Here is a 15300-nt window from a genome sequence, read left to right on the forward strand (position 1 = left end):
CTAAAACATTACTTCTTTACCAGTTCTTCTAAAATATCTTTAACAGAAGTGGCTGGCCGAATTTCCATTTTTGCAATATCCGTCAAGTGAACGGCCTGTATGGCCATTTCTACTGAGATCCCACTCAAGCGCATCTCCGTTCCTAATAAAGATAAAACCGATTTCAGCCTAAGAATGCCTTCCAACTCAAACTCTTTTAGCTTCGTTAAGCCTGACACATCAATAATTAATGTATCAATTTCTCTATTTTGAACATATCTCGATGCATCGTTAAAAATGGTTTCGAAGCGCCCTTCACTCATCTCTCCAATTAAAGGAAGAACCGCCAGATGGTCCGTTAACGGGACAATAGGAAAAGCCAAAGATTTCACTTCTTCGACGGATTTGGAATAGCTTTTCTCGATGTTTTTACGTTCGGTCACGTCTTTTTGCACCCCAACAAAGTAGTGACGACCTTCCTCTTCCACATAGATTGTATCGACCGAAAGACTGTTCCAGAACATTGTCCCATCTTTTTTGTAGTTGATCAGTTCTACAAAGACAGATTCTCGATTGCGAATGCCGTCCCTTAATCGATCGATTTCAGCCGTATCCGTTTCTTCCCCTTGGAGAAAACGGCAATTTTTCCCGATAATGTCTTCACGCGTATACCCCGTCATGTCTACAAATCCTTGATTGGCATAGACAATGGGATTATCTTCTAAACTGGGATCGGTAATTAGTACCCCTGCACGAGTATAATGAAGTGCTTCAGTGATTACATTCGTATTATTCAGCATCGACTACCCTCCTAGCAATACCCCATTTTAGCATGAAAACGAACATAGAACCATTGCTAGAACGGCTTATACACCCCTCAGATCATCTCGCAAAAGTAAGCTACTTGAACGGTTGCGCACTGCAAACAAAAGAAAAATGCAAAATGCACCTTTTCATTCTACTCAAAGTACATTAAGCTTCTATATAGACGTTTTAACTACTTAGGAGGGAACATTTTGAAAAAAATCCTTATGAGATCAACTGCGATTGCGATCGGTACCACTGCGCTTGTTGCTTGTGGAAATGGCGATACGGATGAAAACGGCTCTGAAGAATCGGGTTCAGGTGAAATTACGATTGGGCACACGACGTATACGGAGGCGACAGCCTTTGCGCATGTGTGGGCACAGCTTCTAGAAGAACAGGGGTACGATGTCACGCTGAGCACATTCGAAAAAGCGTTTATTTTTGAAGGCGTTGCTAGTGACGACGTGGATGTCGGATTTGTGGCATGGTTGCCTTTTACGGATGATGCGTACATACAATTGGATTCAGATCATATTCAGGAAGAAGCTGTTCTTTACGAAGATGCGACCATGGGGTTGGTTGTTCCTACCTACATGGAAGATGTCAATACCATTGAAGACCTGCAAAATTACCATGAGGAGTTAGATGGTACCATTACTGGTATGGATCCAGGAGCCTCCCAGATGGAACTTACGGAAGATGAAGTCATGCCGCATTATGGTCTAGACGATTTTACCCTTTCTGCTTCATCTGAAACAGCGATGATGGAACAGTTAAACACGGCTTACCAAAATGAAGACCCTATAGCTGTGACATTGTGGAGCCCTCATTGGGCGTTTGGCGAATATGAGTTAAAGTACCTCGAGGACCCTGACACGATGTATGGCGAGCCCGATGACATTTACTATATGGCTCGTACTGGCCTTGCTGAAGAAGAACCTGAACTGGTGGAATGGATGAACAATAGTTTCTTTGACGATGAGACTCTTTCTGAATTGTTAACTCTGCAAGAAGAACTCGATAGTGCGGAAGACGCTGCAGCCGAATGGATTGAGGACAACCGCGATCTCATTGACAGTTGGATGGAATAAGCTTTAAAAACAAATGATTGCTAAACGAAAAAAGAGTAACGCAGGGAGCCCTCATCCTTGCGATACTCTTTTTTGTTTTTCTTTTTCAAACATCCATTTTCGGTGGTTCCTCAAACCATCCCTTATTCATCATAATCGTTACTCCTTCTCTGGCAAACTCATAGACATCTTTCACCTTGATCCCATTTTTCAGACTCAAATCATTACGAAGGCTAAACGCTGCCCCAAAGGCTTGGGATCCCAGCGCAAAGTTACACAAGAAGAATGTCGTCATCATCATGAGTTTATCGGAAAATGGTGCTGCATATGAACTCGTCACTGTGCCACCGGGCGTGGAAGGAGGCTGAATATCGTTTTGAAGAAGGATCTCACTCGTCTCATGAATAATCTCTTTCGAAAGTTCTTTTCCTTTGGTGAAATACTTTTGGATGTCTTTATCCTCCGCACATTGGGCATATCCCGCCATCAACTGCATTCCGGTCACATTGGTCTCAATCATTTGATGAAGGTACCCGAATTCCACCGTATTGAGTGCGCGTTTTTGACCAAAAAAATTCGTTCCTTTCATGTAATTGTTATCTGTAATATAATCCACCGACGTTGGCATCGTTATGAAGGTGGGAGGGGGAAGAATTCCTTCATCCAATAAGTATTCCGTGAACTGATCGTAATAGGTCTGAGTGATATTGGTCACATCTCTATAGAGCTTTACGATGTCTTTGCGATAAGACATCGATAAATGGAGGGTATACATGCCCATGCTGATTTTCTTTAATATCCGGCTGAACATAATGTCAAATCCATTTTCATATAGTCTGGGCGCTTCCAGATTCACATCTTCATGCGTAAAACCGATGGGTGCTGCGGCCCCTTCATTTTGTATGATGGTTCTCAGCTCATCGACTTTTGGATGAAGTTTTTTCCACAGTCCGGACATGAGATTTTGGGCTTTTTTATCCTCTGCTGTCTCGATAAAATACTCCAAATGCCGAAGAATGATGGTTTTCTTTTGGTATGTCATCCATAATGCACCGAGTTCTGATGACGTCATTTTCCATTTTTGAAGCATACGTCTACTCCCCTCATTTCACAATGTTGGTTTTAACGTAGTATTTGTGTATTGTACGGAAGTATACATGGCTTTAACTGGTTTGGTTTCGTGCAGTGAAATTTGTGCGCAACTCGAATTTCTTTCTTCCGAAAAACATACCAAGACGATCTGATCCATGGATTTGCAGATCTAGAGGTCGTTCTATGCCTATCGATCTCTAACCTTCAGCAAGTTCCTGCACCATCTCTGATTTCAATCATTTCCCTCGCCCACATCTGCGTTCCTCCTTATTGTTTGCAGCACAAAAAACAGCCTCCACCGTTCGACACGTCGTAGGCTGTTCCTCTTCTTCTTACAATCCTTTTACATCAATCTCTGCGATTTGTTGTACCACAATATCGGCGTGGGCGACATCTTGATTGCCCGAATTTGGGTTTTGAAAGCCGATCGTTTTCATCCCTGCTGCATGGCCCGCTGCCACGCCGTTCGTAGAATCCTCAAGCACAGTGCAGTTGGAAGGATCGACGTGTAGCTGTCGGGCCACTTCGAGATAGACATCGGGATCGGGCTTGCCGTTTTCCACCTCTTCGCCGCTGACAATGACGTGAAAACAACCCTTGATCTTCAATTTGGTTAACACAGCGAGAATAAAGGCACGGGGCGAGGAGGAGCCAAGCCCGATCTTGTAGCCGTTCTGCTGGAGGTCTTCGAGCAATTCGGGAATCCCTGCAATCGCCGCATCCTCGCTATGTTCCAGTCTTTTGCGTTTCTCTTCCTCAGCATAGGCAAGAATCTCTTCAAGTTGGTCGGCGGCGTCATGCTCCTTTGTCACCGCCATCCACATGTCTCGCGTACGCATGCCGACGTATGGCTCCAGTCCTTCTTTACCTACCGGGATGCCGAAGCGCTCACACGCGTCCAACTCCACCTCCTGGTGCAGCGGCTCGCTGTCAATGATGACCCCGTCCATATCAAAAATGAAGGCCTTACTCATTGGTTCACCGGCTCCTCTCTCAGAATAGTGTACATTTCGCCTGCCTCGCCCTTCCGCGTCATTTCACGGACATCATCGATACGGACCGTGACTAGCTTCTGCCCAAAGCGAACGACGAGCTCGTCCCCCGCCTTCACATTGGTACCAGCCTTCGCCACTTGCCCGTTCACGGTGATTCTGCCTTGGTCACTGACTTCTTTGGCAAGGGTTCTCCGCTTGATTAAGCGTGATACTTTTAAAAACTTATCTAGACGCATGGTTCATTCCTCCTTTTCGCTTCGTTTCGCAGCTTCCCACAAAGAGTCCATCTCCTCAAGCGTTGCCTCTTGAACCGTCTTTCCGGACGTCAAAAGCTGTTCCTCCATGTATGTAAACCGACGTTTAAACTTCGCATTGCTCGTTTGCAGCGCTACCTCCGCGTCTACCTTATAAAAACGAGCCAAGTTTGCCGCCACAAACAAAATGTCGCCAAATTCCTTCTCCATCTCGGCTCGATTCCCTGCGTTTGCTTCCACTAAAAATTCACCGATTTCTTCTTGAAGCTTTGCCCAAATCGGCGCTGACTCTGTCCAATCAAAGCCGACTTTGGCCGCTTTTTTTTGCAAGGCCTCTGCAAGCATTAGCCCCGGCAATGATGTAGGAATATCTGCGAGAACCGGCTGCGGTTGATCACCGTCAAGCCCCTTTTCTTGCTGCTTGATCTGCTGCCAATTGCTCACGACTTCCTCTGCGTCCTCCACCTGGCTGGTGGCAAACACATGAGGGTGCCGGCGAATCATTTTTTCCGTTAGCTTTTGGATCACATCTTCAATCGCAAACATGCCTTCGTCTTCCCCAATTTGAGCGTGAAGCATGACTTGTAAGAGCACATCGCCCAGCTCTTCGGCGAGGTGATCGTCATCTTGCTCGTCAATCGCCTCGAGCATTTCATACGCTTCCTCAAGCAAGTATTTTTTTAACGACTCATGCGTTTGCTTCTGGTCCCACGGGCAGCCCCCGGGTCCACGAAGGGTGGCGATCACGCTGCGTAGCGTTGAAAATTCCCGCTGCAAAAGCACTTCTTCTTTGACTGGTGGCACATAGATCGCCGTTAAGTTGTTCACCGTCGTTACCCGGTCGAGTTCAAACAGCGGTACGCGTGTAAGCGACTGAGAGGAAGACCCAACCGCTGTGGCGACCACCACTTCATAATCATCGGGCAACCGTTCCATCAGCGTCAGTTTTACCTCCGACGCAATCATCGCATCATAGACTTGGACAATGATGATATGATGCGTGAGTTCAAGCTCATCTTTTCTAAGAGCCGTGCCATCAACAATCTGACAGCCTTCAACAGGGTCAATGGCCAGAGCCGTGTACATGCCGTCAAGGAAACTGCTCCCGCCAAGCACCTCTAGTTCGACGCTCGCAGCTGTTGCCCGCTGCATAAGCAGCTGCACGGTGCGTTCAGCGACAAAGGGGTGGCCAGGGACCGCGTAAACGACGTTCTGTGCTTGCGCCTCTTTGAGGAGCGTATCCGTGATCTCTTCATACACATCCTCAAACTGCTCATGACGTTCATACACCTGATCAAACGACGTGAACGTCACGCCCTCCTCCCCAAGCTCCGCTAAAGCCGGATGGTCTGCTGTACGTACAAAGAGCGGCTGCTCCTTTTTCAACTCGCGATAGAACCCCAGAGGCATTTGCGCGAGATCGCCTGCCCCGAGTCCCAAAATTTGCAGCTTGCCCATGTGTTTCAATCCTTTCACGGCATTGCGCCAAAATCTTTAGGTTCTCGTTCCTTTATCATACTGAATATCCACCTGTTTTGCTAGCTGGGCCCTACTTTCTCGGCGCTATCAACCGCCGCAGCTTATCCAGCTTCGGTACTTCCTTCCACTCCTGCTCGCTTAAAATCGGCAGAAAGGCGAGGCAGGCCAGTACGATCAGTCCACCCACAAGCGAGGTAGAAAGCGCAATGAGTGTATCGGTCAGTCGTGAGGGATTCGTAGAGATAAGAATTCTCTCTGCGGCCATCTTCCATCCATAGGCGCCAGCCGCTAAGAAAACAAGAGTGATCCCGATGGCCGCATAGGCCCGTCTGCTGACCATAATCTTTTGATCCACTCGGCGAATGACTGCTAAGACGATGATCGCCATCGTCGAAAAGGCCAGCACATTTGCAATCGCAGCACCCATCGTTCCATAGAGGGGAATGAAAATAAAATTCGCCACTAGTTTTACAAATAGGCCATAGGCGATCGAGATGGCCGGAATATGCGTATACCCATAGCCTTGCAGGATCGCTGCGGCTGACATGTAGAGCGAACCAATCACAATTGCTGTTGCCATCACACGAAGCACGTTGGAACCAGACGAATCGGTAAAAAGCATCGCATTGACTGGTTCCATGATGACAAAGAGGCCGATCGTTGCCGAGCCGCCGATAAGCAGCGCCAAACGCAAGGCAACATCCCGGTAGCGCCTCGCCTCCTTGTACTGCCCACTCCCTACCGCTTTTGCAAGCAGGGGCACGAGAGCAAGCGCTACAGTCGTCGTCAGAATGGTGCCAAGCTGCAGGAGCGGCTGACTGCGATCATAAATCCCTTTGGCTAGATAGGCGCTCGTCTCGCTCATGCCATGAGCACCAAGCAGTCGGATCACCGTGAACACATCGACCAGTTGAAACAATAATAAAATGAGCGCGTTCAAGCAGATAAAAAGACTCTGCATCAACACCTGACCACTGCTTCTGGCTATCTCAACCAAAGAAAGCCCGCTTATCCTGACCCACTCTCTCCACCTCACGCGCCTCGCGCTCACCAGTAGAAGCGTACAGGCAGCTGCACTTCCCGCAAGCGAACCATAGACCGCGCCTTGGCCAGCCCCGTACGCCCCTGCGCCAGCTTCTAGCAATAGATAGGCAAACAGCAAGATGCAGGTGACTCGAACCAACTGCTCCCCAACATGAGAGAGTGCGGTTGGACCCATCTGCTCATGGCCCTGGCCAAACCCACGCAACGCACTAAGTATAGGCAGAAACAAAAATCCAGTCCCCACTAGACGAAGAGGGCCCGTTAACTGCTCGTCTCCCATGACAAAGGCAATCTGGGGCGCAAAAAAGAAGAAAAGGAAGGCGCTGAGAAGAGAGAGAACGGCAAGCCCGGCGATGGCAAGAGCGAACGAAAGCCGCGCTTCCTTTTCCAATCCTTTGGCCCGCGCCTGGGCAAGCTGCCTTGAAATGACGACGGGAAAACCGTAAAGAGCGAGCGTCGTCATCACACCGTAGAAAGGGTAGACTTGTTGGTAGACATAGAAGCCCATGTCCCCCGCCATATTTTGAAACGGAATGCGGTAACCCGCGCTTAATATCTTGGCCATAAGGGCGGCAAGGGTGAGAAGCATCGCCCCTTTGATGAGTGATTGATTGTCTTGTTTTGGCTCACTCAATCCCGAACCCTCCGTTTTCCTTCTAAAGTTTCAAAAAGGAGAAAAAGAGCGGAGAAGGTTGAGCCAACAGAGAGGAGACAGCTACTTTTCCCAGACTTTTTGAACATCCTCTTATGATACTAATTTCTTTTAGCATTTTCCATCCTCAGACGTGCCATGTTATTATAGGAAGAGCTAACTAGAGCAGGTGATCCATTGAACAAATCGAAGACTTCTGTCAACCCCTGGCTACACGTCTGGATTAAGCCAAGACGGGTTGTTGCCGACGCTACGGCGCATGAGCTGAATCAGCGGAGCGTCTTGATTTTGTCGCTGATTTTTGGGTGTTTGATGACGTTAACCAATAGTGACTTGCAAGCCCTTCTTCTTCTCGGAGATCTTTCGTTGCCTTTATTCCTTGGCATTAGCCTCATTGGTTCTTTACTTGGTCCAAGTTTTCTTTATATAATGAGCTTACTTATTGGCACCGTGGGTAAGTGGTACAGTGGAACAGGCAACAGAAGGGATGTGAAAGTGGCTCTTCTTTTTACGCATTTCATGCCGGCCATCCTCGTTTCGCTTCTTGCCCTTATCCATTTTTTCACCATTGCTATGGAGCTGCGCGGTCAACGTACGGGCTTTCTCTCCTTTCTTCAAGACCAGCTAGAGTTACTGATCAGCATCGGCAATGGTTGGGTAGTGATTCTTACGGTTTTCGGTATCGCACAAGCACACCGCGTCTCGGCCTGGAAAGGGATTTTAATTGGCCTCGTGTTCTTAGCGGCCGTCTTAGTGCTTATTATTGGGATCAGTATGATCGTGCATGCACTCATTGCTTAAGAGGGTTCATATTTACGTTCTTGTGATCGTACACTTGATGGTGGAGGAGCGCCGTTCCTATCTCGATTTTCGCTCTTCTTGTCGGGAGGAGCGCTGTTCTTCTCCGGATAGCTTCACTTAATCCCCTTTTACCAGTGGGCAAGATCTATTTTTTCATGTTCGAACGTTGAGTCAATGAGTATAGTCGCTTTCGACGATGATCGTCATCGCATCTCCCTTCATCCGCACTTCCTATTTTCATAGAATGAGTTTAGACGCTCGCAAGGAAAGGATTATTATGAAAAAAATTATGTTTACGGGTGGCGGTTCGGCAGGGCACGTCACGCCGAACCTCGCTGTCATTCAAGAGCTTGACCAGAAGGAATGGGCTATTTCCTATGTCGGTTCCTATACCGGGATTGAAAGAGAATTAGTTGAAAAAAAGAACATTCCTTACTTTGGAATTTCCAGTGGAAAACTGCGTCGTTACGTGGATTGGAAGAACATCACAGATGTGTTTCGCATTTTGAACGGCTTCAGGCAAGCCCGCTCAATTTTACGCAAGCAAAAGCCGGATGTTGTTTTCTCCAAAGGGGGCTTTGTCACCGTCCCTGTCGTTGCTGCAGCCTCTACGCTTAAAATCCCTGTTCATCTCCATGAGAGTGATTTGACGCCGGGTCTTGCAAATCGCCTTGCGAAACGCTTTGCGACGTCCTTCTACACTTCCTTTGAGGAAACGGCCGCTCATTTCCCGCAGGACGCCACAACGGTCGTTGGTTCCCCTATTCGCAAGGAATTGCTGACAGGCTCGCGAACGCAAGGTCTACATTTTGCTGAATTCACGCGAGAACGACCCGTTCTTCTTGTTATGGGAGGAAGTCTCGGGGCGAGGCGCATCAATGAAGCCGTGCGTGAAGCTTTGCCGAGACTCTCCAAGACGTATCAAATTATTCATATTTGCGGGCGAGGCAACGTGGACCGTGAGCTAGAGGGGAAACATGGGTACCAGCAGTACGAATATGTTTACGATGAACTCCCTGATTTATTGCAATCCGCTGACCTCGTCGTCACGCGTGGAGGGTCCAATGCCATCTTTGAGTTTCTCGCTCTCAAGATTCCGATGCTCATCATTCCTTTATCACGTCACCAAAGCCGGGGTGACCAGATTTTAAATGCCCAGGCGTTTGAGAAGAAGGGCTACGGGCGAATGCTTGAAGAGGAAGAATTAACTCAAGAAACGCTCTTAAACGAGATCTCCAGTCTGTATCAAGACCGAGATCTGATCACAGAGACGATGGCGAGTGCCCAAGCCTCGCAGGCAGTTCCTCGTATTATTGAGCGATTAGAGACGCTATAATTCAATAGAAAAATGAAGCTCGTCCCGATGACGAGCGGCACGTTCTGGCCAGTCAAGCCACGGTGGCATGACTGGCCTTAGCATTCCCTTCCGCCGCCTATAGGCTCTTCTCCCTCGCATCCTGGCCTTTCTCTCTCGCATCCGAGCTCTTCTCCCCCACATCCGGGCCCTTCTCTCTCGCACCCGAGCCCTTCTCTCTCGCATCCGAGCTCTTTTCTCTCGCATCCGAGCCCTTCTCTCTCACATCCGAGCTTTTCTCTCTCGCATCCGGGCTCTTCTCTCTCGCATCCGAGCTCTTCTCCCCCGCATCCGGGCTCTTCTCTCTCGCATCCGAGCTCTTTTCTCTCGCATCCGAGCTCTTCTCCCCCACATCCCGGCTCTTCTCTCTCGCATCCGAGCCCTTCTCTCTTCTCTCTCGCATACGGCTCTTCTCCCCGCATCCGAGCCTTGCACTCTCTCCCCACCGGAGCTAACAAAAAAAGGACTGCGTCTCCTATTAGAAACACAGTCCTTTTTCCTTATTGCTCCATCTGACGCGCCAAAAAACTAGCGGCGGTCTCTGCCATCTTCTGCTCAAGTGACCCGGAGATCGCCTCCTCTTTTCCGAAAATCACTACCGCACCGATCGGATCCCCGCTCGCGATAATAGGGACCACGACATAACCTTTATAGTCGTCTTTCACTTCACCAACGATGTTGTACTCGCCAGCATTCGGTTCAAAATGAGTTTTGCGATCGGTCATGGCCGACTCAATGACTTCACCGACGGCTTTGTTTGCAAATTCTTTCTTTGAAGCTCCAGAGACGGCAATAAAGGTATCACGGTCCGAAATCAATACGTTTTGATTCAGGCTGTCATAAAGAGCTTCCGCGTATTCCTTGGCAAAATCTCCAAGCTCTGAGATTGGGGAATATTTCTTTAAAATAACCTCACCGTCGCGATCCACAAAAATTTCTAGGGGGTCGCCTTCACGAATTCTAAGAGTGCGGCGAATTTCCTTTGGAATAACGACCCGGCCTAAATCATCGATGCGACGTACAATTCCTGTTGCTTTCATATAGGTGCCTCGCTTTCTAAGGGTGTAGTAACAAAATGATGCATGCAGGATAAATTGCAATCATTGGCTGTACCTGTAGTATCCTACCGAATACATGAACTATTCACCAATAGAAGAATTAATTGCGCGCACTTCCTATGAAGCAGGAGTGGTCGTCTTTGTTTTACGCGCGCCTTTAAACGCAGTGAGCAAGGCGAGAGTATGACGCAAGACCTCGTCATCGAGCATGTTCTTGGTTTTAATCGTGAACTTAATTTGCTCGCCTTGCGTCCCGAGCGTGATGGCTCTTCCTTGCTCATTGGCGATTTCAAAGAGCTTGGATCCATCCATGGCCTTGGTCGCTTCAGGAGTAAGCAGAATCGTGACCGTGTCTTTCGATTCAGCGATCTTTTCGACCCGTTCTGCATCGCCAAGAAGCTTTATTTTGGTCATCGTAAACAGGTAATCCACTTGCTTTGGGTACTCCCCAAACCGATCGATGATTTCGTCTCGTAGGTCATCGATCTCTGCGGTGGACTCTGCCCCTTTAAAACGTTTGTACATTTCAATCTTCTGTTTGGCATCTGGAATGTAGCGCTCGGGAATATACGCATCGACACTTACATTCAGCTCCGTTTGAAAGGCCGGTTCTTTCGGTTTCTCGCCCTTCCGTTCTTCAATCGCTTCTTTCAGCATTTGCGAGTAGAGATCAAACCCGACCGAATCGATAAAGCCATGCTGCTCGGAGCCGAGTAAATTCCCAGCGCCGCGGATTGTTAAATCGCGCATGGCAATCTTGAATCCTGAACCAAGCTCCGTAAATTCCTTAATCGCTTGCAGGCGACGTTCGGCAACTTCGGAGAGCACCTTATCGGCTTGATACGTAAAATACGAATAGGCGACGCGGTTGGAGCGTCCTACACGTCCACGGATCTGATACAGCTGGGAGAGCCCCATTTTGTCGGCGTTGCTCACAATTAAGGTGTTCACATTCGGGATATCGACGCCGGTCTCGATAATCGTTGTGGTCACAAGCACATCACTCTCTCCCCCCAAAAAGTCGAAAATGACGGACTCTAGTTCACGTTCATTCATCTGGCCATGAGCATACGTGACGCGCGCATCAGGGACAAGTTCAGAAATTTGTTCGGTCATGCGCTCAATGTCTTCTACCCGATTGTAAAGCACATACACTTGCCCCCCTCGAGTCATTTCACGTTCGATCGCTTCCCGAGCGATCGCTTCGTTAAATTCAACCACATACGTCTGCACTGGAAAACGGTTCTCAGGTGGTGTTTCAATGACCGACAAATCCCGCACCCCAAGCATCGACATATGCAGCGTTCGTGGGATCGGAGTGGCCGTTAAGGTCAGTACATCAATGTTTGCTTTCATCCGCTTGATTTTCTCTTTGTGCGTCACGCCAAAACGCTGTTCCTCATCCACAATGAGCAACCCTAAATCTTTAAACGTTAAATCTTTGGACAAGAGACGGTGCGTGCCGACCACCAAATCAACGGCCCCTGCTTTTAACCCTTTGATGATCTCATTCTGTTCTTTACGAGAGCGAAAGCGACTTAACACGCCTATATTGATTGGAAACTCAGAGAAACGCTCCACAATCGTCTCAAAGTGCTGCTGCGCAAGAATCGTTGTTGGCACAAGGATGGCTACTTGCTTCCCGTCCATAATCGCCTTGAACGCGGCACGAATTGCCACCTCCGTTTTGCCATACCCCACATCTCCGCAAAGAAGACGATCCATGGGGCGTTGCTTTTCCATATCTTCTTTGATCTCTGCAATCGCTCGCACTTGGTCTTCGGTTTCTTGATAAGAGAAAGAAGCTTCAAAGTCTGCCTGCTCTGGTCCATCCTCTGAAAAGCGATGACCTACACTGGCTTCTCTCTCCGCGTAAAGCTTAATCAGATCATCGGCAATATCTTCCACTGTCGACTGTACTTTTTTCTTTACCTTTTTCCAATCGCTGCCGCCGAGGGCGTAAATTTTCGGGTCTTTGTCTTCAGAACCGACGTATTTCTGCACTTGATCAATCTGTTCAACAGGAACATAGAGCTTGTCATTGCCGGCATAGCGTAGGTTCAAATAGTCTTTATGCACACCGTTAATTTCCAGTGTCTCCACACCCAAGTATTTGCCGACACCGTGGTTGGTGTGCACGATCAAGTCGCCAACGGCTAGCTCGGAATAGCTCTTGATTCGCTCAGCGTTGGTAAGCTTCTGACGGCGCTGTGGGCGTTTGGTTTGCTTGGCAAAGACCTCTTCTTCTGTAATCACAACCAGCTTGTGCTCCGGCAACTCAAATCCCGTGTGCAAGTGTCCGGCCACAATGTGGATCGTCCCTTGCGTTAGCTCTGTTGCCGATTCCACTAAGTGACCATCAATACCCTCATCGTCTAAATTAAGAGCGAGGCGTTTCGCTCGTTCTTTTGTACCAGCCACAAATACGATCGAATAGGCATGTTCACTCCAGCGCTTCACTTCTGAAGTGAGGAGCTGCATTTGCCCGTGAAAATTCTGCATGGACTTACAGGCGATGTTCGTGATTTTTTCCGGCTTTGTAGAGGGCACATGCTTTTGAAAAAGAGACGCATACAACACCGACTGCGGCGACTTCGAGAAGCGCTCGATCACATCAATGGACATTGTCGCTCCGTGGACGATTTCTCCTTGCTCGATCATTTGCGTATGCCACTCTGCTTCTTCTTTTTGCAGGTGATCGGACATTTCTTTGACTCTCGTCATTTCATCGACCCAGATGACGCTATCTTCCGGCATGAACGACAAGAGCGATTGCGGGCTGTCATAATAGAAGGACATATATTTGTACATTCCTTCAAACGTGCTGCGCTGTTTCAGCTGAGCAATTTCAAAAGGGATGCGCTCGTTCAGCTTTTCACGGGTTGGCTTGGAGGAAACCTTCTTTAGCGTTGCCGCCAATTGTTCTTCCAGTTCTTGCACGGCGTGGCTGTAGTGGGAATCTGTGAGCAGGACCTCTTCCGCCGGGCCGATTACAAGTTGTGTTATATTTTCAATCGAGCGCTGCGTCTCAAGCAAAAACGAGCGCAGCGAATCCACTTCCGTATCAAAAAGCTCCATCCGTATCGGGTTTTCCTCCGTTAACGGATACAAGTCAACAATGCCCCCTCGAACACTGACATCTCCAGGAGCTGAGACCATCTCGGTTCGTCGATATCCTAGGGAAACGAGGCGCGTGAGCCATTCATCCAGTTCGCCAATATCGGCTCCCACTTCCAGCGTCAGACGGCTGGCTTCCCAAAGACTCTTTGGCGGGAGCAGACGGCGCACGCCGGCAAGGGGCGCCACCACAACGCCAGAAAAGCCTGCGACCAACTGATTCAGCAAGTCGAGGCGTTGAGCTTTCATTTCAGGACTCGCTACCGCAATTTCGGCGGAAATAAGCTCATTGACAGGGTATAGGTACACGTTGTCTTCCCCGAGCAAATCCACGAGATCCTCATATAATTTTTGTGCTTGATATAAATTATGAGTGATGACAAGCTGACTTTTTTTCGTCTCGCGATAAAGAGCCGCCGCAAAAACCGTTCTCGCCGACCCGCTCAACCCTGAGAGAAGCTGCTCACTCATCCCTTTTTCAAAGCCCTCGGCAACCCCCCTTACCTCCGAGGTCGAACCCACAAAATGTTGAAGTCCTAACATGTTTCTTTCCCCCTGTTTGTACCTTCTTCACGTATTTTAACATTACTAGAAAGCGCTTTAATGCATGTTGAAGTAGCCGCCTTTTCTCCGAGGAGCGAAACGACTATACTTTTTATTCAAAAATTATGTGATTAATGCGCTTTTTGTGCGAGTAAGAATAGAAAAACGCTTTGGTTCAACGACTCGACCAAAGCTCGTGCATACAATCACTGTATAACATTTCCCCTCTCATAAAGATCAGGGTTTTGCAAGAATGCTTGATGGCATTCCTCACATATCGTCTTCACATGTATATCACCATTTTCTTTATAAGTCAATAGCTCGCGTTGCATCATAGGGTCGAGCTGGGCAAAACCTAATTTTGTCTCTGAGATCTTTTCCTCAAGCGTTCCCATATGGGCGTTGCAGTGGCTGCATGTGTAATAAATCGACATGTCCATCCTCCTAAGGTTCAGTTTGACTTTAGTATGGACGGGAGTCGATGCTTCTATGCTTTGTTAAATTCGTTCATCACCTCTAAAAACGGTTTCTCAAGCCATCTTTTCACAGCGTTTGTTGCGTGTTCCACGGAAGTGCCCATCCTCTCTCGTTCCTCCGGCCGGTAACGCCCGAGAACGTAATTCACCACAGGCTCTCCATTTGCCGGGCGATCCACCCCGACGCGAATGCGATTAAAAGTCTGGGTTCCAAGTTGCGCAATCAGTGATTTCATGCCGTTATGGCCTCCAGCACTTCCCTTTTGCCTCAGGCGAATTTTTCCCGTCGGTAAATCCAAATCATCATAAATGACCACCAGATCTTCTACCCCGATGTGATAGTAATTCATGAAGGCCGCCACCGACTCTCCGGACAAGTTCATATACGTCAGAGGCTTCAGAAGAATGACCTTCTCACCGTTTATCAGCTTTTCGCCGTATATGCCTTTGAATTTCTGTTTATCAATAGGAATGTCCAGAGCATCCGCACAGGCATCAACAATGTCAAATCCAATGTTGTGGCGCGTTCCTGCATACTTCACTCCAGGATTCCCAAGTCCTACAATTACCTTCATTTCG

The 15300-nt window shown here is 48.4% G+C and carries 14 protein-coding genes; 3 read left to right on the forward strand and 11 right to left on the reverse strand.

Annotation, left to right across the window (positions count from 1 at the left end):
• Positions 1-8: 8 nt before the first annotated feature.
• Entirely contained in the window at positions 9-779 is a 771-nt protein-coding gene (gene ytvA, locus AVZ68_RS14550; protein WP_059105294.1) for a YtvA family blue-light photoreceptor, read from the reverse strand.
• Positions 780-995: 216 nt separating this feature from the next.
• Between ytvA and AVZ68_RS14555 the strand changes: the two genes are divergently transcribed.
• A complete protein-coding gene (locus AVZ68_RS14555; protein WP_059105295.1) occupies positions 996-1877 on the forward strand; it encodes a glycine betaine ABC transporter substrate-binding protein in 882 nt (293 codons plus the stop codon).
• Between the two features lie 85 nt (positions 1878-1962).
• Here AVZ68_RS14555 and AVZ68_RS14560 read toward each other — a convergent pair whose 3' ends face one another.
• From AVZ68_RS14560 to AVZ68_RS14580, 5 genes are all read right to left on the reverse strand, one after another.
• Positions 1963-2946: a DUF3231 family protein gene (locus AVZ68_RS14560; RefSeq protein WP_059105296.1), complete on the reverse strand. Its 984-nt coding sequence runs from the start codon at positions 2944-2946 to the stop codon at positions 1963-1965.
• A 334-nt stretch (positions 2947-3280) separates the two neighbouring features.
• Positions 3281-3922, reverse strand: coding sequence for an HAD family hydrolase (locus AVZ68_RS14565; RefSeq protein WP_059105297.1), 642 nt, complete (start codon positions 3920-3922; stop codon positions 3281-3283).
• A complete protein-coding gene (locus tag AVZ68_RS14570) occupies positions 3919-4179 on the reverse strand; it encodes an RNA-binding S4 domain-containing protein (RefSeq protein WP_059105298.1) in 261 nt (86 codons plus the stop codon). Before AVZ68_RS14570 ends, AVZ68_RS14565 begins: the two co-directional genes overlap by 4 nt.
• Positions 4180-4182: 3 nt before the next feature.
• A complete protein-coding gene (gene yabN / locus AVZ68_RS14575) occupies positions 4183-5655 on the reverse strand; it encodes a bifunctional methyltransferase/pyrophosphohydrolase YabN (RefSeq protein ID WP_059105299.1) in 1473 nt (490 codons plus the stop codon).
• A gap of 91 nt (positions 5656-5746) precedes the next feature.
• Positions 5747-7354 carry a putative polysaccharide biosynthesis protein gene (locus tag AVZ68_RS14580; RefSeq protein ID WP_059105300.1) on the reverse strand — a complete coding sequence of 536 codons (1608 nt, stop codon included), beginning with the start codon at positions 7352-7354 and terminating at the stop codon, positions 5747-5749.
• Positions 7355-7549: 195 nt separating this feature from the next.
• Here AVZ68_RS14580 and AVZ68_RS14585 point away from each other — a divergent pair, with 195 nt between their 5' ends.
• Both AVZ68_RS14585 and murG read left to right on the forward strand, forming a co-directional pair.
• Positions 7550-8173: a YIP1 family protein gene (locus AVZ68_RS14585; protein ID WP_059105301.1), complete on the forward strand. Its 624-nt coding sequence runs from the start codon at positions 7550-7552 to the stop codon at positions 8171-8173.
• A gap of 277 nt (positions 8174-8450) precedes the next feature.
• Positions 8451-9509: an undecaprenyldiphospho-muramoylpentapeptide beta-N-acetylglucosaminyltransferase gene (murG, locus tag AVZ68_RS14590; protein ID WP_059105302.1), complete on the forward strand. Its 1059-nt coding sequence runs from the start codon at positions 8451-8453 to the stop codon at positions 9507-9509.
• Positions 9510-9606: 97 nt separating this feature from the next.
• Here murG and AVZ68_RS14595 read toward each other — a convergent pair whose 3' ends face one another.
• The 5 genes from AVZ68_RS14595 to pth all read right to left on the reverse strand — a co-directional run bounded on the left by AVZ68_RS14595 (position 9607) and on the right by pth (position 15296).
• Positions 9607-9930 (reverse strand): hypothetical protein, encoded by a 324-nt coding sequence (locus AVZ68_RS14595; RefSeq protein ID WP_059105303.1) that lies wholly within the window; start codon positions 9928-9930, stop codon positions 9607-9609.
• A 97-nt stretch (positions 9931-10027) separates the two neighbouring features.
• Entirely contained in the window at positions 10028-10567 is a 540-nt protein-coding gene (spoVT, locus tag AVZ68_RS14600) for a stage V sporulation protein T (RefSeq protein ID WP_059105304.1), read from the reverse strand.
• 135 nt (positions 10568-10702) lie between these two features.
• Positions 10703-14245 (reverse strand): transcription-repair coupling factor, encoded by a 3543-nt coding sequence (gene mfd / locus AVZ68_RS14605; RefSeq protein ID WP_059105305.1) that lies wholly within the window; start codon positions 14243-14245, stop codon positions 10703-10705.
• Between the two features lie 206 nt (positions 14246-14451).
• A complete protein-coding gene (locus AVZ68_RS14610) occupies positions 14452-14679 on the reverse strand; it encodes an anti-sigma-F factor Fin (RefSeq protein ID WP_082676644.1) in 228 nt (75 codons plus the stop codon).
• A 53-nt stretch (positions 14680-14732) separates the two neighbouring features.
• Positions 14733-15296 (reverse strand): aminoacyl-tRNA hydrolase, encoded by a 564-nt coding sequence (pth, locus tag AVZ68_RS14615; protein ID WP_059105307.1) that lies wholly within the window; start codon positions 15294-15296, stop codon positions 14733-14735.
• Positions 15297-15300 lie beyond the last annotated feature (4 nt).

Source organism: Shouchella shacheensis, from assembly GCF_001484965.1.
Classification (GTDB): domain Bacteria; phylum Bacillota; class Bacilli; order Bacillales; family Bacillaceae_D; genus Shouchella; species Shouchella shacheensis.